This window comes from Aquisphaera insulae (assembly GCF_011064615.1).
In the GTDB taxonomy this organism is placed as follows: Bacteria; Planctomycetota; Planctomycetia; order Isosphaerales; family Isosphaeraceae; genus Aquisphaera; species Aquisphaera insulae.
On record NZ_JAALJH010000120.1, the window covers coordinates 1 to 21444 of the forward strand.

The following is a 21444-nucleotide window of genomic DNA, read 5'->3' on the forward strand; positions in this document are numbered from 1 at the left end:
TTGGAGAGGCCCCTTACCCGGGCCGAGGCGGTCGCGTGGTGGTTCCGCCGCGGCCGCCCAGAGGCCTTGTATGAGTGCCAGGGCTGTCAACTTCCTCCGTCACGTAGCGAGGGGATCTCTTGGCGTGTGACGTACGGCATCCACTTCGGGGCTGTCGACACGGGGTTGTCCTCGATGCGACTCGTGTACAATGTCCAGTAGCAGGGGGAGGACGTCATCCCGGCGACAAGAGCCGCGGAGGAGACGAGGCGAACATGCCGAGAGCGACAAGTCCAGCGGCTTTCACGCCGGAGTTCCGTGCGATGGATAGCCGGGGGGACGAGGAGCGGAGCGTCGTCGAGGAGCGGACCCGGGAGATCGGCCGTGCGTTGTTCCGGCGGATCGGGCGCGGGCCACGGCCCTGGCAGCGCGCCTGGTGGGACGACCGGCTGATGGACTCGACCCTGAGCGACCCGCAGGTGCGGGTCCAGCTCTTCCGGTTCATCGACGCCCTCCCCGCACTCCGGACCCCGGCCGCCGTGCGGAAGCACCTGAAGGAGTACCTGGCAGAGGCCGGCGACCGGGTCCCGGCCTGGCTGAGGCTGGCGGTCCGCCTGGCCCCGCCGGGCACCGATCGCGAAACTCTGCTCGCCTGGTCGGCCGGGACGGCGGCCGGCCTGATGGCCCGCAAGTTCATCGCCGGATCCACGCCGGAAGAGGCCGCCAAGACGGTCATGGCGCTCCGGAAGAAGCGGGTGGCGTTCACGGCCGACCTGCTGGGCGAGGCCGTGATCAGCGAGGCCGAGGCCGACGTCTACCAGCGGACCTGCATCGAGCTCATCGAGGGCCTGGCCGGCCCGCTGGCCGCCGCGCAAGAAATCCCGCTCATCGACCGCGACGACCGCGGGCCCCTCCCCCGCGTGAACCTGTCGCTCAAGCTCTCCAGCCTGACGGCCCACTTCGACCCGATCCACCCGGAGGCCACCATCTCCGCCGTGGCCGGCCGGCTGCGGCCGATCCTCCGGACCGCCCGCAAGCTCGGGGCCTACGTCCACGTGGACATGGAGCAGTACTCCTACCGGGCCCTCAGCTACGACCTCTTCCAGAGAGTCTTCGGCGAGCCCGAATTCCGCGACTGGCCGGACGTCGGCATCGTCGTCCAGAGCTACCAGCCGGACGCCCTCGACGAGCTCCGGATGCTCCGCGACTGGGCCGAGGCGCGGGGCGCGCCGATCACCATCCGCCTGGTGAAGGGGGCCTACTGGGACTACGAGGTCCTGATGGCCCGCCAGCTCGGCTGGCCGGAGCCCGTCTTCCTCAACAAGTGGGAGACCGACGCCTTCTACGAGCGCTGCGCGCGATACCTGATCGACCACCACGAGACCCTCCGCCCGGCCTTCGCCGGCCACAACATCCGCAGCCTCTCGCACGCGATGGCCCTGGCCGATGCCCGCGGCCTGCCGCCGGCCGCCATCGAATTGCAGACCCTCTACGGCATGGGGGACGCGATCCAGGACGCCCTGGTCGCCCGCGGCCGTCGCGTCCGGGTCTACACGCCCTACGGGGCGATGCTCCCGGGCATGGCGTACCTGGTCCGGCGGCTGCTCGAGAACACATCCAACGAGTCGTTCCTCAAGGCCAGCTCGGCCCGGGACATCCCCGTCGAGACGCTGCTTCGCAACCCCGAGGAGATTGGCGCCATGTCCAGCCAGGGCCGAACGCCGGCCGCCGCGGTCGCATCCCCCGCGGGCGAGCTGCCCCCCTTCCGCAACGCCCCTTCGGCCGACTTCGCCAAGGAAGAGAACCGCCGGGCCATGGTCGAGGCCCTGGCGCAGGTCCGCGGCCGGCTCGGCAAGGACTACCCGCTCCTGATCGACGGGCGGGAGGTCATGACCGCGCGGACGATCGAGTCCCTGGACCCGGCCCAGCAGACCCGCGTGATCGGCCGTTCGGCTGCGGCGACCCCGGCGGATGCCGAGGCCGCGATCGCCGCGGCGCGGGGGGCCTTTCGCGCCTGGGCCGCGAGGTCCCCGCGCGAGCGGGCCGACGTCCTGGTCCGGGCCGCGGCCCTGATCCGCGAGCGGCGATTCGAGCTGATCGCCTGGATGGTCCTCGAGTGCGGCAAGCCGTGGCGCGAGGCCGATAGCGAGCTCGTCGAGGCCAGCGACTTCTGCGAGCTCTACGCCCGCGACATGATCCGGATCGCGGAGCCGCGGCGACGCGACGTCCCCGGCGAGACCAACGCCTGCACCCCCATCCCCCGCGGCGTCGTCAGCGTGATCGCCCCCTGGAATTTCCCCCTGGCGATCTCGTGCACCATGGTCGCCGCCGCGCTCGTGGCGGGGAACACGGTCGTCTACAAGCCGTCCGAGCAGTCGCCGGTCGTCGGCTGGCACCTCGTCAAGATCCTCCACGAGGCCGGCGTCCCGGGCGGCGCCCTGAATTACCTCCCCGGCGAGGGGGAGCTCATCGGCCCGACCCTGGTGAAGCACCCGGACGTGAACATGGTCGCCTTCACGGGCTCCCGCGACGTCGGCCTGCTGGTGAATCGCCAGGCGGCCGAGACGCCCCCCGGCCAGGACCACGTCAAGCGCGTGATCGCCGAGATGGGGGGCAAGAACGCCCTCATCATCGACGACGACGCCGACCTGGACGAGGCGGTCGTCGGCACGGTGAACGCCGCCTTCGGCTACTCCGGCCAGAAGTGCTCGGCGTGCTCGCGGGTCATCGTCCTCGACGGCGTCTACGACGCATTCCTCGCCCGCCTGGTCGAGGCGGCGAAATCGGTCAAGATCGGCCCGGCCGAGGACCCGGAGACGCTCGTCGGCCCCGTCATCGACGCCGACGCGCGGAGACGGATCCTCGCCTACAAGGAGATCGCCCGCCGCGAGGGCCGCATCGTCCTGGACACCGAGGTCGGCGACCGGGCCGCGATCGGGACGTATGTGGGCCCGATGATCGTCGCCGACGTGGCGCCGGATGCCCGCGTGGCCCAGGAAGAGATCTTCGGCCCGCTCCTCTCCGTGATCCGTGCGAAGGACCTGGACGACGCCCTGAAGATCGCCAACGGCACGGCTTACGCCCTCACCGGCGGGATCTTCTCGCGGAGCCCGGAGAACATCGAGCGGGTCAAGCGCGAGTTCCTCGTCGGCAACCTCTACATCAACCGCGGCAACACCGGCGCCATGGTGGACCGGCAGCCGTTCGGCGGCTTCAAGCTCTCCGGCATCGGGACCAAGGCCGGCGGCTCCGAATACCTGTACGACTTCCTGATCATGCGGAGCATCACCGAGAACACGATGCGGAGGGGGTTCGCGCCGGAGGAACCGGGGGCCGCCCCCGCGCCTCGGCGGCCGTCCTGAAACCCCCGCGGCGCTGACCGTTCACCCCTATCTCGACGGCCGCCGGTTGCCTATGATGGCTGCCGGCTCCACCGGTCGACGATGCTGGCGAGGCGGAGGGGTCGACGCGACGCGATGCGGGAGGTGGTGCGTGTTCAGATCGCTCGGGAGACGGACTGGGACCGTCCTGACCTGGTGGCCTGTCCTGGTCGGCATGACCTGGGCGGTCGGGATCGGCGGTTGTTCTCCGAAGAAGCAGGCGGACCGCGTCCAGCCCCCTCCGGTCGTGTCCGTCGTCGAGTCGAGGCGGATGACCGTGCCGGTCATGGCCGAGCCGATCGGCACGACGACCGCCCTCCAGGAGGTGTCAGTCCGCGCCCGGGTCCGCGGGTTCCTCAAGGAGATGCACTTCGCCGAGGGAGGCGACGTCAAGAAGGGGCAGATCCTCTTCGTCATCGACGAGGAGCCGTACAAGGCCGACCTGGCGGCCGCCCGGGCGAAGCTCGAACAGGCCGAGGCGAAGCTGAAGAAGGCCAGGGACTCGAAGGGTCGCGAGGTCGCGGCCGCCCAGCGGGCCCTGAGCCAGTCGCTCCTGGACCTGGCGGTCGTGGAGGAGCGGCGCGAAGAGGCGCTCTTCACCCGCAAGGCCAGCTCGGCCGAGGACGTCGAGCGGAAGCGGGCGGTCCGGAAGAAGGAAGCGGCCCAGGTGGACGCGGACCAGGCCAGCCTTGATCAGGCGAAGGCCGACTTCACGACCTCCCAGCTCGGAGCCCAGGCCGACGTCGACGAGGCCAAGGCCCAGGTCACCCATGCCGAGATCGAGCTCGGCTACTGCCGGATGTTCTCCCCCATCGACGGCCGGATCAGCCTGGCCAGGGTCAAGCCCGGCAACCTCGTCGGGCCGGCGACGAGCGCGGGCATGGCCGATTTCTCGGAGCTCGCCGTCGTCCGCCAGCTCGACCCGATCGGCGTCGACGTCCAGGTGGCGTCGGTGTACCTGGAGGAGGTCACGAGGCTCGTATCCGCCGGCCTGCCGATCGAGATCTATCGCCCCGGGGTCCAGGGCCCGGCCGGCCGCCGGTTCCCCGGCAGGACATTCGCCATCGACAACGCGATCGACGAGGCGACGTCCACCTTCCGGGTCCGATCCGAGGTCCCCAACCCCGACCGGATCCTCCTGCCCGGCGAGTACGTCAAGGTGGAGGTGAAGGTCGGAGAGGTCAAGGACGCCGTCGTCGTCCCCGAGCAGGCCGTGGTCGAGACCCAGGCCGGGCCGACCGTCACCGTCGTCGACGAGGCCGGCAAGGCGGCGGTGGTCCCCGTGAAGGCGGCCTTCAGCTACGACGGCCTGCGGGTCCTCGAAGGGGGCGTCGATCCCGGCCGTAAGGTGATCGTCGAGGGTCTCCAGTCGATCCGCCCGGGCATGACGGTCAAGGCGGAGCCGGCCGCTCCCGAGATCCTCGGGGGTCGCGGCGGCGGCGGCGGCGGCGCTCCGTCCGCCAACCCGGCGGCCAAGGGGTCGCCGACGGCAGAGGGCAGTTCGGGGAAGTCCGGCGGCAAGCCGTGAATGAGGCCGGGCCGGGGACTACCCCCGGCCGGGGGAGCGAGAACTTCGATGGTCCAATTCCTGATCGGCCGCCCGATCTTCGCCACGGTGCTGGCGCTCCTGATGCTGCTCGTCGGCGGCATCTCGATCTTCATCCTGCCGATCTCGCTCTATCCGGACATCGTCCCGCCGCAGGTCCAGGTCACCACGACCTACACCGGCGCCGACGCCCAGACCGTCGCGGACACCGTGACGACCCCCATCGAGCAGCAGATCAACGGCGTCAAGGGGCAGATCTACTTCAGCTCCGACAGCACCTCCAACGGCCTGTCGAGCATCATCGCCACCTTCGACGTCGGCTACGATCAGGACATCGCCGCGGTCGACATCCAGAACAAGGTCTCGACCGCCCAGACGTCGCTGCCGCCGGAGGTCAAGCAGTATGGCGTGACGGTCAAGAAGACGTCCACCAACATGGTCTGCGTGGTCAACATCGTGTCGCCGGACGGCCGCTACGACGCGACCTTCCTGGACAACTACGCCCAGATCAACGTCGTCGACGCCCTCAAGCGGATCCCCGGGGTGAGCGACGTGAACCCGTTCGGCCGAAAGTACGCGATGAGGATCTGGCTCGACCCCGACCGCATGGCCAGCCAGCGGATCTCCCCGTCGGAGGTGATCCAGGCGGTCCAGCAGGAGAACAGGCAGGCCGCGTCCGGCAAGATCGGCGCCCAGCCCGCGCCGGCCGGCCAGCGGTTCGAGTACCCGGTCAAGGCGAAGGGCCGGCTTTCCAAGCCCGAGGAGTTCGAGAAGATCGTGGTCCGCCGCAACGACGACGGCTCGATCGTCTACCTCAAGAACGTCGCCCGCGTGGAGCTCGACTCGGAGAACTACGAGACCGCCGGCTGGCTCAACGGCAAGCCGGCCGGGACCGTGCCGATCTACCAGCTCTCGAACGCCAACGCGCTGGACATCGTCGCCCAGGTCCGGGCCCAGATGGACCGGGTGGCGCGGTCGTTCCCCGAAGGCCTCGAATATCGGATCGCCTACGACACCACGCTCTACGTCCGCGAGAACATCACCGAGGTCTGGGACACGCTCGTCGAGGCATTCCTCCTGGTCCTGATCGTCGTCTTCATCTTCCTCCAGGGCTTTCGCGCAACCCTGATCCCGATGATCGCGATCCCGGTCTCGCTGATCGCCACGTTCGCGATGATGGCGGCGTTCGGCTTCTCGATCAACACCCTGACCATGTGCGGCCTGGTGCTGGCGATCGGGCTGGTGGTGGACGACGCGATCATCGTCGTCGAGAACATCGAGAAGTTCCTCGAGCGGAAGATGACGCCGCTGGAGGCCACCCGCGCGGCGATGGCCGAGATCACGGCCCCCATCGTCACGATCGCCCTGGTGCTCTGTGCCGTCTTCGTCCCCGTCGCCTTCGTCCCGGGGCTGACCGGTCGGCTCTACAACCAGTTCGCGCTCACGATCGTCTTCTCGTTCCTCTTCTCGGCGTTCAACTCCCTGACCTTCACGCCGGCGATGGCCCGGATCTTCCTCAGGGAGAAGCACGGCGAGACGAGGTTCCCGCCGTTCCGATGGTTCAACCGGGGCATGAGGTGGATCGAGAACTCCTACGACTCCTTCCTCGAATTCGGCGCCCATCACTGGTGGCTGATCGTCGTGCCGTCGCTCGCCCTCCTGGCCCTGACCGGCTGGCTGATCGTCGAGCGGCCCAAGGCGTTCATCCCGACGGAGGACCAGGGCTACCTGATCGTCGCGCTCCAGACGCCGGACGGCACCACCCGTGAGCCGACCAGTCGGGCCGCCCAGCAGGTCGGCAAGATCGCCGGCGAGCTCCACGGCGTCCGCGACGTGCTCCTGCTGGACGGCTACAACGCAGTCACGGCGATCAACCAGGCCAACACCGCGACGGCCTTCGTGATCCTCGAGGAGTGGGAGCACCGCAAGACGCCGGAGCTGAGGGCCGCGGGCCTGGCGAAGGAGCTCCAGCGGAGGCTCGCGGAAGAGGTCCGCGACGCCCACGTGGCGGTCCTCCAGCCCCCCCCCATCCAGGGCCTGAGCTCGACCGGCGGCTTCGATTTCATGATCGAGGACCGGGACGGCCAGGGGGCCGTCGCCACCGCCGGCGCGGCCGAACGATTCATGGACGCCGTCCGCCAGCGGCCGGAGGTCGCCGGGGTCTTCACCTCGTTCTCCGCCCGCGTCCCCCAGCTCCAGTTCGACATCGACCGCGTCAAGGCCCGCCGCCTGGACGTCACCGTCTCCGACGTCTTCAGCGTGCTCCAGACCAACCTGGGGGCCTACTACGTCAACGACTTCAACCTCTTCGGCAAGACGTGGAAGGTCATCGTCCAGGCCGACGCCGCCGATCGCCATCGGCCCGAGGACATCACCCGGCTCTTCGTGCTGAACCAGAAGGGGGACAAGGTCCCGCTCAGCGCGCTCGGAGAGGTCCGCTACACGCTCGGGCCCATCAATGTACCGCACTACAACATGTACACGACGGCAAGGATCACCGGGTTGCCGGCCTCGGGGTACAGCTCCGGGCAGGCGATCGCCGCGATGCAGGAGACGGCCGCGGAGGTCCTGCCGGAGGGGTTCGGCTACGAGTGGACCGGGACGACCTTCCAGGAGCAGAAGACCGGGAACATGGCGACGATCATCTTCGCCCTCTCGATCGTCTGCGTCTTCCTGTTCATGTCGGCGCTCTACGAGAGCTGGATCCGGCCGATCGTCATCATCCTGACGGTCCCGCTGGCGACCTTCGGCGCCATGGCCGGGCTCTGGTCGCTGGACATGCCCCTGGACGTCTTCGGCCAGATCGGCCTGGTCATGCTGATCGGGCTGGAGACCAAGAACGCGATCCTGATCGTCGAGTTCGGGGCCGAGCTCATCGAGAAGCACGGGATGAGCATCCTCGACGCCGCCAAGGAGGCCTCGCGCCAGCGGCTCCGGCCGATCCTGATGACCTCGTTCGCCTTCGTCTTCGGCGTCCTCCCCATGGCCCGCGCCACGGGGGCCGGGGCCTACAGCCGCAATTCCCTGGGCGTGGTGATCGCGTTCGGGATCGCGGTCAGCACCATCCTGGGCCGGTTCGTCATCCCGATCTACTTCGTCCTGGGGGAGCGACTCCGAAGCCGGGGCCGGCACCCGGCGCCGGCCTCGCCCTCGCCCACGATCGGAGATGACGCCGTGAGCACGGCCGCAGCCGCCGGACACTGACCGGCCCGGCCGCGGCTCGCCTTGCTACGGGAGCCTCCGGAGATCGGCTCCAAGGCTAACGGTCTGCCCCCGGGACAGCGAGAGCGTCTCGACGCGATCGCCGAGGGACACCTTGCAGGGGTTGCCGAGGTCCGAATGGAGCGTGGCCCGGGCCAGCTTCCCGTCCTTCCACGCAAGGTCCACCGTGAATCCGCCCCGGGCACGCAGGCCCGTGACCGAGCCGTTCGGCCAGGCCGGCGGGAGGGCCGGGAGCAGCCGGATCCGGCCGTTCTGCGTCTGGAGGAGCATCTCGCAAATGCCCGAGGTCGCGCCGAAGTTGCCGTCGATCTGGAAGGGCGGGTGCGTGTCGAAGAGGTTCGGGAGGGTGTTCCCGGCGAGCGCCTCGATCAGCATCCTGTGCGAGTGCTCGCCGTCGAGCAGCCTAGCCCAGAGGTTGATCTTCCAGGCCTTGGACCAGCCGGTCCCGCCGTCGCCCCGGAATACGAGGCTCTGGCGAGCGGCCTTGAAGATCTCCGGGGTGCCGTCCGGGGTGATCTCCCAGCCCGGATACAGCCCCCACAGGTGCGAGACGTGTCGGTGGTCGCTCTTCGGGTTGTCCTTGTCCTCGAGCCACTCCTGGAGCTGGCCATGCTTCCCCACCGTGTTGGAAGCGATCCGGGGGAGCATCTCCCCGAGCTTCGCGGCGAGCTCGGAGTCCGTGTTGAGGATCTCCGCCGCCCGGATCGTGTTGGCGAACAGGTCGCGAATGATCTGGTGGTCCATCGTCGGGCCCATGACGAGCCCCCCCTGCTCCGGCGAGTTCGACGGCCCGCTGATCAGCTTTCCGGTCACCGGGTCTTGCACCAGGTAATCCACGAAGAATTCCGCCGCCCCCTTCATGATCGGATAGGCACGTTCGGACAGGAAGCCTCGGTCTCCCGTGTAGAGGTAGTGGTCCCAGAGATGATGGCAGAGCCAGGCGCCCCCCGTGACCCAGATGCCATGGTCCGCGGCGTTGATCGGCGCGGCCCCGCGCCAGAGGTCGGTGTTGTGGTGCAGCACCCAGCCACGCGAGCCGTACTGCTCCTTCGCGACGGTCCGGCCGGATTGAGAAACGTCCGAGATCAGGTCGAAGAGCGGCCCCGCGCACTCGGAAAGATTCGCGACCTCCACGGGCCAGTAGTTCATCTCGGTGTTGATGTTCACGGTCCACTTGCTGTCCCAGGGAGGATGCAGCGAGTCGTTCCAGATCCCCTGCAGGTTCGCGGGCTGACTGCCCGGCCGGCTGCTGGCGATCATCAGGTAGCGGCCGAACTGGAAGAAGAGGGCGGCGAGGGCGGGGTCTTCCTGGCTCGCGGCCGACTTCAGCCGCCGCTCGGTGGTCAGCCGGGCCGCCTCGGTGGTCCCCAGGTCGATCGACACCCGGCGGAAGAGCCTGCGGTGATCGGCCACGTGGGCCGATCGCAGGACGTCGAACGGCTTGCCAACCGCGGCGGCGAGCGCCTCACGCGTCCTCGCCGACGGATCGGCACTCACGTCCCGGAAGTTCTTGAAGTTCGTCGCCCCGGCCAGGATCAGCGTGACGGCGCCGGCCCCCTGGATGTCGATGCCTTCCGCCGTGATCTGAACCTGGCCGCCGTCGGCGATCGCCCGCAGTCGAGCCTCGAAGCGAATGGCGCCGGGTACATCCGCGAAGGTCCCCGCGAAGCCGACCCGCCGCTTGCCGACCTCTCCTTCCAGGACGAGCGTCTGATCCTGGACCAGGACGCGGCTCTGTTTGTGGGGGCTCGAGAGGACGGCACGGAACGAGAGCTTGCCCGGCCGGTCGGCCCAGATCCGGGTGACGAGCACCTGGTCGGGGAAGCTGGAGAAGACCTCGCGGCGATAGTTCACGCCGTCCAGCCTGTAACCGACGGAGGCGACCGCCTCATCCAGGTCGAGCGTCCGACGGTAATCCTCGACCTGGTCGTGGCCCTCGAACCGGAGCTTGAGGTCGACGAACGGTTGATAGGGGAGCTGGACGAGCGGCACGCTCATGAACTCCCGCGACGCCAGTCGTTCGGCCTCGCGCTGCTTCCCCTCGAAGAGGAGCTTGCGAAGCTCGGGCAGGACCTTCGCGGCTCCCTTGTGGGCATAGTCGTGCGGTTCGCCGGCCCAGACGGTGTCCTCATTGACCTGCAATCGTTCCTCGGCCGGGCCGCCGAAGACCATGGCACCGAGGCGCCCGTTGCCAACGGGCAAAGCCTGGTTCCAGCTCTTCGCGGGGGCGTCGTAACGCAGCGTGAGGGCCTCATCGCCACGGGCGGATACCGCCGATCCCAGTCCCAGCAGGACCAGGAACGCAATGTTCCTTGTGAACCGAATGCATGCCATGGCGTCATGGTCCGTTTTCGGAGGTCTGGATCGAGAGTCACCACAAGGCGAAAGGGCCGGGGCGAGCACCCCGGCCCCGTCGCCATCACGGCCTGGAGAGGACCTGGTTCTGCGTGAGGTCGCACGGTAGCGTCGCCTGGACGACATTGGTCGAGAATCCCGGCTGACCGCCGCCGACGGACAGGACGATCTCGCCGGTTTTCAGCACCCGCTCGCCGGCCTCGTCGACATACGTCAGTTCCCGGGGCTCCAGGTTGAAGGTGATCGTCCGGGACTCTCCCGGCTGAAGCCGTTCGCGACGGACACCCCGCAACTGGCGAATCAGCGAGGTGTTCGCCCCCCTGGGCGGCGCGACGTAGAGCTGCGCAACCTCGTCCCCCTCCACCCGGCCCGTGTTCGTGACGTCCACGGTCACCCGGACGGGAGTGGCGGAGGTGAGGCGAGCGGGCTCGACCTTCAGGTTCGTGTAGGCGAACGTGCTGTAGCTCAGCCCATGCCCGAACGGGTAGAGGACCGGGCCCGCATAGTAGCGGTACGTCCGGCCGTTCATCGAATAGTCCTCGAACGCGGGCAGGTCCCTCTCCGACCGGTAGAACGTCACCGGAAGACGGCCACCGGGGTTGTAGTCGCCGACGAGCGCGTCCGCCACGGCATCTCCCCCCCGCTGTCCCGAGTACCATGCGAGCAAGACGGCGCCGGCCGGCCGCTGGTCGAAGGCGAGCGCACTGCCGCCCGTCAGGACGACGACCGTCGGCTTGCCGACGGCGGCCACCGCCTGGAGGATCCGCTCCTGCGAGGCCGGCAGCGAGAGCGTCGTGCGGTCGCCCCCCTTGAAGCCAACGGCGTCCACCCGCATCTCCTCGCCTTCCAGCTCCGGCGTGATCCCGAGCGTGAGGATCACGGCGTCGGCCTCGCGCGCCAGCGCCACCGACCGCTCGACGGCCTGGTCCACCGCCGGGGTCTTCCAGGAAAGCTGGAGCGACGCGCTGTTCCCCTGGTGCGTCAGCTCGACACGGAGCGGATAGGGCTTGCCGGCTTCGAGCGCGATCCCCTCCGCGGCCGACCCGAATCCCTGGCCCGTCCATCGGTCGAGCACGGGCTTGCCGTCGATCCAGACCCGGAAACGGCCATCGCCCGCCGCACCGATCTGGTAGCGCCCGGCCTCGGGAGCGACCAGGACTCCCGTCCATCGCACCGACGAGTTCGTCAGCGGCACGTCCGCGATCGGGTTATAGATGTTCCAGACAATATTCACATCCTTGTCTATCCGGCTGGAGATCGGGGCTCCTTCCAGGGCGGCATTGCCGAAGACCTCACGCGTCAGGCCCTTCGTGGATCGGGACGCATCGGTGAACAAGGCCCCGTCGCCGACGATCTCCCGGTTGTCGCGGAAGCCGTCCACCAGGGGGATCGGCGGGCCGTAAAGCACCTTCACGCCGCGCGGCTCGAGCTTGCCGCGGATCCCGTCGAAGAGCGTGACGGGCCGGGAGGGGACGCCGCAATAATTGCCCAGGAGGACGGGCATGCTCTTGGCGACGGGACCGATGACGGCCACGGTCTTCAGGTCCTTGCGGAGCGGCAGCACGCCGTCGTTCTTGAGGAGGACAAGGCTCTGCCGGGCCGCCTCGAGTGCAACCTTGTCGTGGGCCGGCGAGTCATTCTCGGAATACGGGATCCGGGCGTAGGCCACCCGATCCGCCGGGTCGAAGAGGCCCAGGCGGAACCGGACGCGGAAGAGCCGCTTCACGGCCCGGTCGAGATCGGCCTCCGCGAGCAGCCCCTTCCTGAGGGCCTCGGGGATCGCCTTGAAGCTGGTGCCGGAGCATTCGTCATCGCCGGCCTTCACCGCGATGGCGGACGCCTCCGCCAGGTCCTTCGCGAAGTGATGGCCGTGGAAGATGTCGCTGACCGAGTCCACGTCCGACACCACGGCCCCGTCGAAGCCCCACTTCCCGCGGAGGATATCCGTGAGCATCTTGCGGCTGCCGGTGGCGGACTCGCCGTTGATCGCGTTGTACGCCGACATCAGCGACGCGGCCTTCCCCTCGGTGATGCACGCCTCGAAGGCCGGCAGGTAGGTTTCCCAGAGGTCGCGCGGGGAGGCCACGGCGTTGAAGCCGTGACGCGCGGGCTCCGGGCCGCTGTGCACGGCGAAGTGCTTGGGCGTGGCCACGGCCTTCAGGTAGGTCGGATCATCCCCCTGAATGCCGCGGACGAAGGCGACGCCGAAGCGGCCCGTCAGGTACGGGTCCTCGCCGTAGGTCTCCTGGCCGCGACCCCACCGCGGGTCGCGGAAGATGTTGATGTTCGGCGACCAGAGCGTCAGCCCCTGGTAGATGTCGAACTTGCCGTGGCGGGCGGCCTCGTGGTGCTTGGCTCGCGTCTCCGTGCTGATGATCTCCGCGACCCGCTGATGGAACGGTGGATTCCAGGTCGCCGCCAGGGCGATCGCCTGCGGGAAGACCGTGGCGCGGCCCGCCCGCGCGATCCCGTGGAGCGCCTCGTTCCACCAGTGGTACGCCGGGATCCCGAGCCGCGGGATGGCCGGCGTCGCCATCATCATCTGCGCGATCTTCTCCTCGGTCGTGAGCCGCGAGACCAGGTCGTCCACACGCTGCTCCAGCGGCAGGTCGGGGTTTCGCCAGGGCTGGGCCTTCAGGTCCGGCTCCTGGGCCCTCGCCGAGCAGGCCGCGATGGCGACGAGCGTCGCCGCGAGATAGAACCGAGGATGGGTGGTCGAGGATGGCTTCGGCCGAGCGGGCCGGCTCTGGGTCTGCATCGGGTCAACTCCCTGGTCGTGCGTCGGTCACCGGATCTGGGGGTCGCGGTTACGGAACCACGCTGCGGGCGTGGACGCCGATACAAACGCCCGTGAATCCCCCCGCGGACTGGGTGCTCAGGATCCTGGCGTCCACTCCGTCCGTGAGCGTGATCCAGTCCCCCTCACCGTTAGGCCTGTAGCGGAACGACAGCGTCGTCCCTTCGCCCCGCGCCTCCAGCTCGACGCGCCGGGCTCGGTCCCGAAGCGGCGCGGCGAAGAGCACCGTCGGAGCGGGCTCCCTGCGAACGAAGCGTTCCCGAACCAGCGTGCGTTCGACGAAGACCTCGCGGGCCTGCCCCTCGCGGACCCGCACTCCCGCGAGGAAATGATGCCCCTCGTCCTGGAAGACCGCCAGGCCGGCATCGCCGTCCGGCGTCTCGTCGTCCACGCGGAGGATCGCCCTGGCCGTGTAGGCGGCATGCTGCTGCCTCCGGGCGAGGAACGAGGGGGCCTCGTTTCGCGTCGTCAGCCGCGGCGGCCGCGGGGTCAGGCGGAGCTCGCCCGAGCCCGGGTCGACCTTCCACCAGTCCGTCGTCGGGAGTCTCAGCCCCATCCAGGCGGGATCGAGCGACTTCCCCTTGAACTCGTCCGTGAGCGTGAAGGTGCCGGTAGTGGGATGCCAGTTCGCCGGCAGGGACTCCAGGAGCGAGGGCCGCTTCACGACGCGCGGGACCTCCGTTTTCTTCTCCAGGATCCTCGGCCAGCCGTCGGCCCACCGGACCGGCAGCAGGAAGGTCTCCCGGCCGAGCAGGCCGTGGCCCGCCCCGTCCTGACGACAGCCCAGGAAGACCGCCCACCAGTCGCCGTTGGGGAGCTCCACCAGGTCGGCGTGGCCGGTGCAGGTGATCGGGTTGGGGCGGTCGCGGGCCAGATCGCGCTGGGTGAGGATCGGATTGTCCGCGTACGGGACATACGGACCGTCGATCTCTCGGCTGCGGAAGACGACCTCGGAGTGATCCGGACCGGTCCCTCCTTCCGCGGCGATCAGCACATACCAGCCATCCTTCCGGATCAGGTGAGGGCCCTCGATCCAGATCGGCTTCCTCGCCAGGTCGGTGCCGCCGTTGACGAGCAGCCGCCTGGTGCCGATCAGCTTGCCGCCGATCAGGTCCACCTCCTGGAGCCAGATCGCGCGGTGGCCCTCATAGAGGGGCTTGTTGTCGGGCGCCTCCGCGTTGAAGACGACGTACGAATGCCCCTCGTCGAAGAAGAGCGACGGGTCGATCCCCGGGATACCGCGGAGCCAGACAGGATCCGACCAGGGCCCTTCGGGCCGTTCCGACGACACGACGAAGTTGCCTCCGCCGGGGCCGACCTGGGTGCAGATGACGTGGAACTTCCCCGCGTGGAAGCGGATCGTCGGGGCGAACATCCCCCCCGAGACGTTGCCCCGGGCGAGCGCGGGGGCCTGCGAGGGCCGATGGATTGCATTTCCGACCTGGACCCAGTGCACGAGGTCGCGGCTCTGGAAGATCGGCAGCCCCGGGAAGTAGATGAAGGTGGAGTTGACCAGATAAAAGTCGTCGCCCACTCGGCAGAGGCTCGGATCGGGATAGAAGCCCGCGAGGATCGGGTTCAGGAAGGAATCGCCGGCGACGGAGGACGCCAGCGGATCGGTCCCGGAATACGTGAAGGATTCGATGCTCACCGCGCCTGCCCTGGCCGGCGCGGCCGCGGGCCGGGGCGCCGGCGCGGCCGCGGGATCCCTGAGGTCGGGCGTCTCGAACCGGAGGCTGTCCACGTCGAGGTAGCCGGGGCTCGCCTTCGGGGCGTAGCAGAAGACGGCGTACTGCTGCCCCTGGAAGGTGCCGGTGCGCCAGTCCCACATGAGCGGGAATTCCTCGCCGATCGCCGTGAAGTCCCGGCCGTCGAGGCTGTATCCGCATCGCCCCTTGGCCCTGCCGAAGTCCATCTTGAGGGCGAGATGGATGACGTCGATCTTGCCGAGGTCCGCCGACGCCTTCGGCCCGACCGGGGCGCCGGACTCGACGCCCGACGAGAGGACCAGCCTGGATCGGCCTTCGGGGGACCGATCGACGGCCAGCGTCACGAGCGATTTGCCGATCATCCCCAGGCCGGCGATGTCTCCAGGCTGAAGATGAGAGACGTCCAGACTGGCGACCACGCCGCTCGATGGCCCCCAGCCCTTGTGAGTCAGCGAGTTCCGCGCGTGCCAGAGGTCGGGCGCGACGGTCGCCTTCAGCCGCAGGTAGCCCGGCCGCTCGGTGAGCGACCAGCGCGAATCATCGGGGTTGTGGTTCCACTGCCAGGTCAGCGGGAGCTTCGCGGCCGCGAAGTCCACCGGCGTGAGGAACGGACGGGGGAGCTGGCCGTCGATCGGCTTCTTCGCCCTGTCGGGGACGCGGCCGGTGGCCCCCGGCTCCCCCCAGAGCGGCCAGTTGTCCTTCCAGGTGATCGGGCAGAGGTTGGTGACCCGGCCGATCGGCCCGCTGTCGCGCATCACGAAGCCATACCACGAGCCGTCGGGCAGGTCGACGATGGCCCCCTGGTGGCCGCCGGCCCGGTCGTCCAGGACCCGGATCGTCTCCCAGGGCCCGTCGAGCGCCTTCGCTCGCGAGCACATCAGGGCGAGCCGGCCCGGGAGTGCGTTGAACAGGTAGTACCAGCCGTTGATCTTGAGAGCCTTGCTCCCCTCGATCCCCCGGACGTAGAAGATCTGCCGCGAGGCGACGATCCGGTCGAGCCCGGGGCTGAGGGTCTTGAGCGAGACGTGCCCGTCCCAGCCTCCCGATGTGAAGAGGTAGGGCGTCCCGTCGTCGTCGAAGAAGAGACCGGGGTCGAAGGCCGACTCGCCGAGGACGTGATGCGTCCAGGGCCCGCGGATGTCGGTCGCGTGGTAGATCCGGGTCGGCTTCCCGTTGGGGGTCACGGCGAGGTGGAAGGTCCCCTTGTGATGGCGCAGCGAGGGGGCGAAGACGCCGTTGCGGTAGGACATCGCCCCCTGCATGTCATACCTCGGGTCTCCGTCCAGCCGGTCCATGACGTATCCGACCGTCTCCCAGTTCACCAGGTCCTTCGAGTGGAGGAGGACCAGCCCGGGCGAGTTGGCGAACGTCGTGGAGGCGAAGTAGAAATCAGCCCCCACCCGGATGATGTCGGGGTCCGGGTAATCGGCGTGGAGCGGCGGATTGGTGTAGGTCCCGTCGCCGTTGTCCTGGGCCAAAAGGCTGCAGGGCGCCAGGAGCGACAGAATCCCGATCGCGAGGATTCTCATCGAGGTCCCCCGGAGAGTATGGGGACGGCACCGTACGGAGACCCGTTCGAGCGTGGACCGGAGCCGGCCGCGGGGCGTCGCGGACCCGAAGGCAAACGCTTGCCCCGTGGTCTACCGCGGATTCGCCCGGCGCATCATCGCCTTGCCCATGAGAGGTGTCAAGTAACTATCAGGGGGTAAACGATTGCCTAGGGAGTACCGAACGGATAAGCTGTCGCTCGAGAGTCTCGCATTCTCGCCCTTCGCTTCGGGTCATTCTGGCAGAAAGGGGCCTTACGTGACGGCCACGGGTCGCCCTCGCCTTCGCGCTCCACGTTTCCTCCCACCGGCGGCCATGCTCGCCGCCCTCGTCGCGACGTCCCTGGGCCCGATCCGGGCGGTCGGGCAGGCCGTCGAATCCCCGCCGGCATCGGGCACGCTGAGGCAGGCGGCGAAGGGTCGATTCCTGATCGGGGCCGCCGTCTCGGCCCGCGGACTCGCCGATCCGAGGGTGGCGGATCTCGTCGCGGCCCAGTACGACGTCCTGACCGCGGAGAACGAATTCAAGCCCGCGAGCCTCCAGCGACAGCCGGGCCGGTTCGAGTTCGCGACGGCGGACCGGTTCGTCGAGTTCACCCGGGCGCACGGCATGAAGCTGGTCGGCCACACGCTCTGCTGGCACAGCCAGTCCCCCCCCTGGATCTTCCGCGGGCCGGATGGCAAGCCGCTGGCTCGCGAGGAAGGGCTGAAGAACCTGAAGGCGCACATCGACGCCGTCGCCGGCCACTTCCGGGGTAAGGTCGTCGGCTGGGACGTGGTCAACGAGGCGATCAGCGACGCGAAGGACGAATACCTCCGCAAGACCCCGGGTCTGCGCTCGATCGGCGACGACTACATCGCCCGGGCCTTCGAATTCGCCCACGCGGCCGATCCCGACGCCGAGCTCTACTACAACGACTACAGCAACGAGAACCCGGTGAAGCGGGAGAAGACGATCCGCCTGGTCCGCGACCTGAAGGCGAAGGGCGTGCGGATCGACGCCGTCGGGATGCAATGCCACCTGATCCTGTCCGACTCCAACGCGATCGACCGGCTGGACGAGTCGATCGCGGCCTATGCGGCGGAGGGGGTCAAGGTCGCGATCACCGAACTGGACGTCGACGTGCTCCCCCGACGCGGCCGCGGCGCGGACATCGGCGCCCTCGAGAAGGACGGGGCGAACCCCTACAAGGACGGCCTGCCGCCGGAGGTGGCCGAGGCCCAGGCCCGTTTCTATGCCAGGCTCTTCCAGGTCGTCCTCAAGCGTCCCGGCGTCGTGAACCGGGTCACGTTCTGGGGCACGCAGGACGGCACCTCCTGGCTGAACAACTTCCCGGTCCCGCGCCGGACCAACTACCCGCTCCTCTGGGACCGGGCGCTGAAGCCCAAGCCGGCCTTCGCCGCCGTGATGGACGTCCTGGGCAGGCCGTGAGCCGAACGTGTCCTCGCGATCGTGCAGCGAGAATCGTCCGCAAGGTCATCGTCGATTGCAGGGTCTCGATCCACCCCACAGGGAGACGCATCCATGAACGGCGCAGCGTTCGCTGGCCTCTTGCCGCTCGTCCTGGCGGCCGCACTCCAGCAGCCGGAACCCCCGAAGCCCCCGCCCGGCACCCCGGCGACGAGCAACATCCGGGGCCAGGAATATCCCCGGGTCCTGGACGACCTCCGGGTCGTATTCCGCTTCAAGGCGCCCGAGGCCCAGAAGGTCGTCTTCGGCTTCTTCGACAGCCAGCGCTATCCCGGGACGAAGGACGACAAGGGCTTCTGGACCGCGACCACGGAGCCCCAGGTCCCGGGCTTCCACTATTACCGGGTCTTCGTCGACGGCGCCGAGGTCAACGACCCCGCCAGCGAGACCTACTACGGCACCGGCAAGCAGACCAGCGGGATCGAGATCCCCGAGAAGGGCGTGGACTATTACCTCCCGAAGGAGGTCCCCCACGGCGAGGTCCGCGAGCGCTGGTACCGCTCGAACACGACCCAGCAGTGGCGGCGAATCTTCGTCTACACGCCCCCGGGCTACGATAACGACCGCGACACGCGGTATCCGGCCCTCTACCTCCAGCACGGCGGCGGCGAGGACGAGCGGGGCTGGCCGAATCAGGGACGCATGTCCTTCATCCTGGACAACCTGCTGGCGGCGGGGAAGGCGAGGCCGATGATCGTGGTGATGGAGCAAGGCTACGCGCGGAGGCCCGGCGACCCGGCCATGCCGATGGGCCCGCCGCGGCCGGCCGCCCCGGGCCAGCCCGCGCCGCCGCGCCCCGACTTCAGCAGGATGTTCAGCGCACTTGAAGATGTGTTCATCAATGACCTGATCCCGATGATCGACGCGACCTATCGGACGATCCCGGACCGCGACCACCGCGCCATGGCCGGGCTCTCCATGGGGGGCATGCAGACCTTCTCCATCGGGCTCAAGCACCTGGACGTCTTCGGCGCCCTGGGCGGATTCAGCGGGGGTGGCGGCGGGTTCGGCGGCGTCGCCTTCGACCCGAAGACCGCCCACGGCGGGGTCATGGCCGACGCGGACGCGTTCAACAAGAAGATGCATCTCCTCTGGCTCGGCATCGGCACGACCGAGCCGCCCAACATGTACAAGAGCGTGAATGATTATCACAAGGCCCTGGAGGCGGCGGGCATCAAGCACGTCTACTACGAGTCCCCCGGCACGTCCCACGAATGGCTGACCTGGCGCCGCAGCCTGAACGAGTTCGCGCCCCTCCTGTTCAACTGGGCTCAGGCCGGTCGACCGTCGCCGGGCGGCCCCGGCGGCCGGCGTCAGCCCATGCCCCCGATCACGCTCAACTCTGATGACGTGCCCGCCTTCCCCGAGCCGCCGGCCGGGATCGACGCCGACCGCAGCGACGTGCCGCATGGGAAGCTCGAGATGATCTCCTACGAGTCCAAGTCCGTCGGCACGACCCGCAAGATGCAGGTCTACACGCCGCCGGGATACACGACCGAGAAGAAGTATCCGGTGCTCTACCTGCTGCACGGGATCGGCGGCGACGAGACCGAATGGCAGCGGTTCGCGAAGCCCAATCTCCTCCTCGACAATCTGATCGCCCAGGGGAAGGCGACGCCGATGATCGTCGTCATGCCCAACGGTCGGGCCCAGAAGAACGACCGGCCGGAGGGGAACATCTACGCCGCGGCGCCGGCCTTCGCCGCGTTCGAGAAGGACCTCCTCAAGGACGTCATCCCGACCATCGAGGCTCGCTACTCGGTGCAGGCCGATCGCGAGCATCGGGCCCTGGCCGGCCTTTCCATGGGTGGCGGGCAGTCGCTCAACTTCGGGCTGACGAACCTGGACAGCTTCGCCTGGGTCGGCGGCTTCTCCTCGGCCCCCAACACGAGGCCTGCGCCCGAGCTCGTGCCGGATCCGGAGGCCGCGAAGGCGAAGCTGAAGCTCCTCTGGGTCGCCTGCGGCAACAAGGACGGCCTGATCCGGATCAGCCAGGGCGTGCACGGCTACCTGAAGGAGAAGGGCGTCCCCCACACCTGGCACGTCGACGGCCACGCCCACGACCCCACGGAGTGGCGGAACAACCTCTACTACTTCGCCCAGCACCTCTTCCGCTGAAACCGGGCGCGACCTGCCCGGCGAACCATCCCGGTCAGCCCGCGCGGCGACGCCGCGCGGGCCGGCTGGCCGGGTCGTGGATCGGCCGCGAGAAGGACGCCAGCATGGGCTCCTCCAACTGCTGGAAGTCGGCGAACGTCATCCGGACGTCCTGATGGCGGAGATTACCCCGGACGACGATCGAGCCGGCGTGGGCCAGCCCCTCGTCGACGATCGAGCGGAGCCCGTAGAGTCGCCCGAAGGCGGGGATGCTGCCCGGCTCGCAGTTCGCGAACAGGGCCTCGATCTCCCCGGGCGTCGCCAGGCGGACGTCGCAGGCAGGGCGGCCCAGCGCGGCCGCCAGACGATCGAGGTCGATCCTCGTCGTGGAGGCGAGGAGGGCGATCAGGAATCCATCCCCACACCCCACCAGCACGGACTTGGCGACCGTCCGGCCGGGCACGTGCACGCTCCCCGCGAGCTTGGTCGCGGACGAAACCGGCCGATGGAGCAGGGTCTCGAACTCGACGCGGCGGCTGCGCAGGAAATCGACGACGTACATGGGTTGTCACCTCCAGGATGGGTATCTGGAGGAAATATAGCTCGTACCATGCGACCTGGCGGCTCGTGCGGGTCATTCTGGCGGCCGTCCGCCGCCAACTCTTGCGCAGACTGCACAGCCGATACCACCCGAGCGATCGAGACGGCCGGGCGAGGCCGGGAATGAACTTGCCAGGTGCCGGGTCATCGCTTACGATCCCGGTCCCGTCCCCAGACTGCCATGGGCCGGCCGGCTCCGGGCAACTCGTCCGTTGGATCGATCGACAAGGAGGTCGTCGTGCTGTCTCGCAACCGCACGGTCGGGTTGGCGTTTCGTCGATGGATCCGAGCCGGCGTGCTGGCGGCGGCGACGTCGGGAACGCTCGGCGGATGCAACGCCGTCAGCCGAGACGTCCACCAGTATTACCAGCAGATGGCGATCAACTACAAGGAAGCCGAGGACAAGGCTCGATTCAAGGCCTCGCTGAGCGACAGCGAGTCGAAGATGCTCCTGAAGGCCGGCGAGGTCCACAAGGCCGGCCGGGCTCGCAAGGAGGCGGACAAGCTCAACGAGTGGGCGGATCGCTGTGCCCATCAGCGTGAGCGGTTCCAGAAGGCGGCGGACAAACTCGAGCCCCGCGCCGAGGGCGACGGCATCAGGCCGCCGGACCCCGTGAAGGAAGTCCCGGCCGACGCCGAGAAGCCCTGAGGCAACGGCCATCACGCCGGCCCCCCGTCCGGCGACTGATGAACCTCGTGGACCCGCCAAGGGAGCTCGGTCCTCCGGCGAATCCGGGGGGT

At 68.8% G+C, this 21444-nt stretch carries 10 protein-coding genes; 6 read left to right on the plus strand and 4 right to left on the minus strand.

All coding sequences use genetic code 11. The features are described from left to right. Positions 1 to 254: 254 nt before the first annotated feature. The 3 genes from pruA (at position 255) to G6O54_RS33535 (ending at position 8109) form a co-directional block, all read left to right on the plus strand. Positions 255 to 3341, plus strand: a complete 3087-nt coding sequence (pruA, locus tag G6O54_RS33525) for an L-glutamate gamma-semialdehyde dehydrogenase (RefSeq protein ID WP_250847212.1) — start codon at positions 255 to 257, stop codon at positions 3339 to 3341. Positions 3342 to 3471: 130 nt separating this feature from the next. Then, entirely contained in the window at positions 3472 to 4887 is a 1416-nt protein-coding gene (locus G6O54_RS33530; RefSeq protein ID WP_165234127.1) for an efflux RND transporter periplasmic adaptor subunit, read from the plus strand. Between the two features lie 48 nt (positions 4888 to 4935). Beyond that, positions 4936 to 8109: an efflux RND transporter permease subunit gene (locus tag G6O54_RS33535; protein ID WP_165234130.1), complete on the plus strand. Its 3174-nt coding sequence runs from the start codon at positions 4936 to 4938 to the stop codon at positions 8107 to 8109. A gap of 24 nt (positions 8110 to 8133) precedes the next feature. Here G6O54_RS33535 and G6O54_RS33540 read toward each other — a convergent pair whose 3' ends face one another. From G6O54_RS33540 to G6O54_RS33550, 3 genes are all read right to left on the minus strand, one after another. Then, positions 8134 to 10461, minus strand: a complete 2328-nt coding sequence (locus G6O54_RS33540; RefSeq protein ID WP_165234133.1) for a glycoside hydrolase family 95 protein — start codon at positions 10459 to 10461, stop codon at positions 8134 to 8136. A gap of 85 nt (positions 10462 to 10546) precedes the next feature. Beyond that, the gene (locus G6O54_RS33545; RefSeq protein WP_165234136.1) at positions 10547 to 13240 is read right to left on the minus strand and encodes a glycoside hydrolase family 3 protein; all 2694 of its coding nucleotides are present in this window, start codon (positions 13238 to 13240) and stop codon (positions 10547 to 10549) included. Between the two features lie 49 nt (positions 13241 to 13289). After that, positions 13290 to 16517: a family 43 glycosylhydrolase gene (locus tag G6O54_RS33550; protein ID WP_165234139.1), complete on the minus strand. Its 3228-nt coding sequence runs from the start codon at positions 16515 to 16517 to the stop codon at positions 13290 to 13292. Positions 16518 to 16851: 334 nt separating this feature from the next. On the opposite strand from G6O54_RS33550, the gene G6O54_RS33555 reads away from it, so the two are divergent. Together G6O54_RS33555 and G6O54_RS37530 are read left to right on the plus strand one after the other, a co-directional pair. Beyond that, entirely contained in the window at positions 16852 to 17967 is a 1116-nt protein-coding gene (locus G6O54_RS33555; RefSeq protein ID WP_165234142.1) for an endo-1,4-beta-xylanase, read from the plus strand. A gap of 93 nt (positions 17968 to 18060) precedes the next feature. Further along, positions 18061 to 20124 carry an alpha/beta hydrolase-fold protein gene (locus tag G6O54_RS37530; protein WP_205679119.1) on the plus strand — a complete coding sequence of 688 codons (2064 nt, stop codon included), beginning with the start codon at positions 18061 to 18063 and terminating at the stop codon, positions 20122 to 20124. Between the two features lie 34 nt (positions 20125 to 20158). On the opposite strand, the gene G6O54_RS33570 is transcribed toward G6O54_RS37530, so the two are convergent. After that, entirely contained in the window at positions 20159 to 20665 is a 507-nt protein-coding gene (locus tag G6O54_RS33570) for an aminoacyl-tRNA deacylase (RefSeq protein WP_165234144.1), read from the minus strand. A gap of 276 nt (positions 20666 to 20941) precedes the next feature. Here G6O54_RS33570 and G6O54_RS33575 point away from each other — a divergent pair, with 276 nt between their 5' ends. Beyond that, entirely contained in the window at positions 20942 to 21352 is a 411-nt protein-coding gene (locus tag G6O54_RS33575) for a hypothetical protein (RefSeq protein ID WP_165234147.1), read from the plus strand. Positions 21353 to 21444 lie beyond the last annotated feature (92 nt).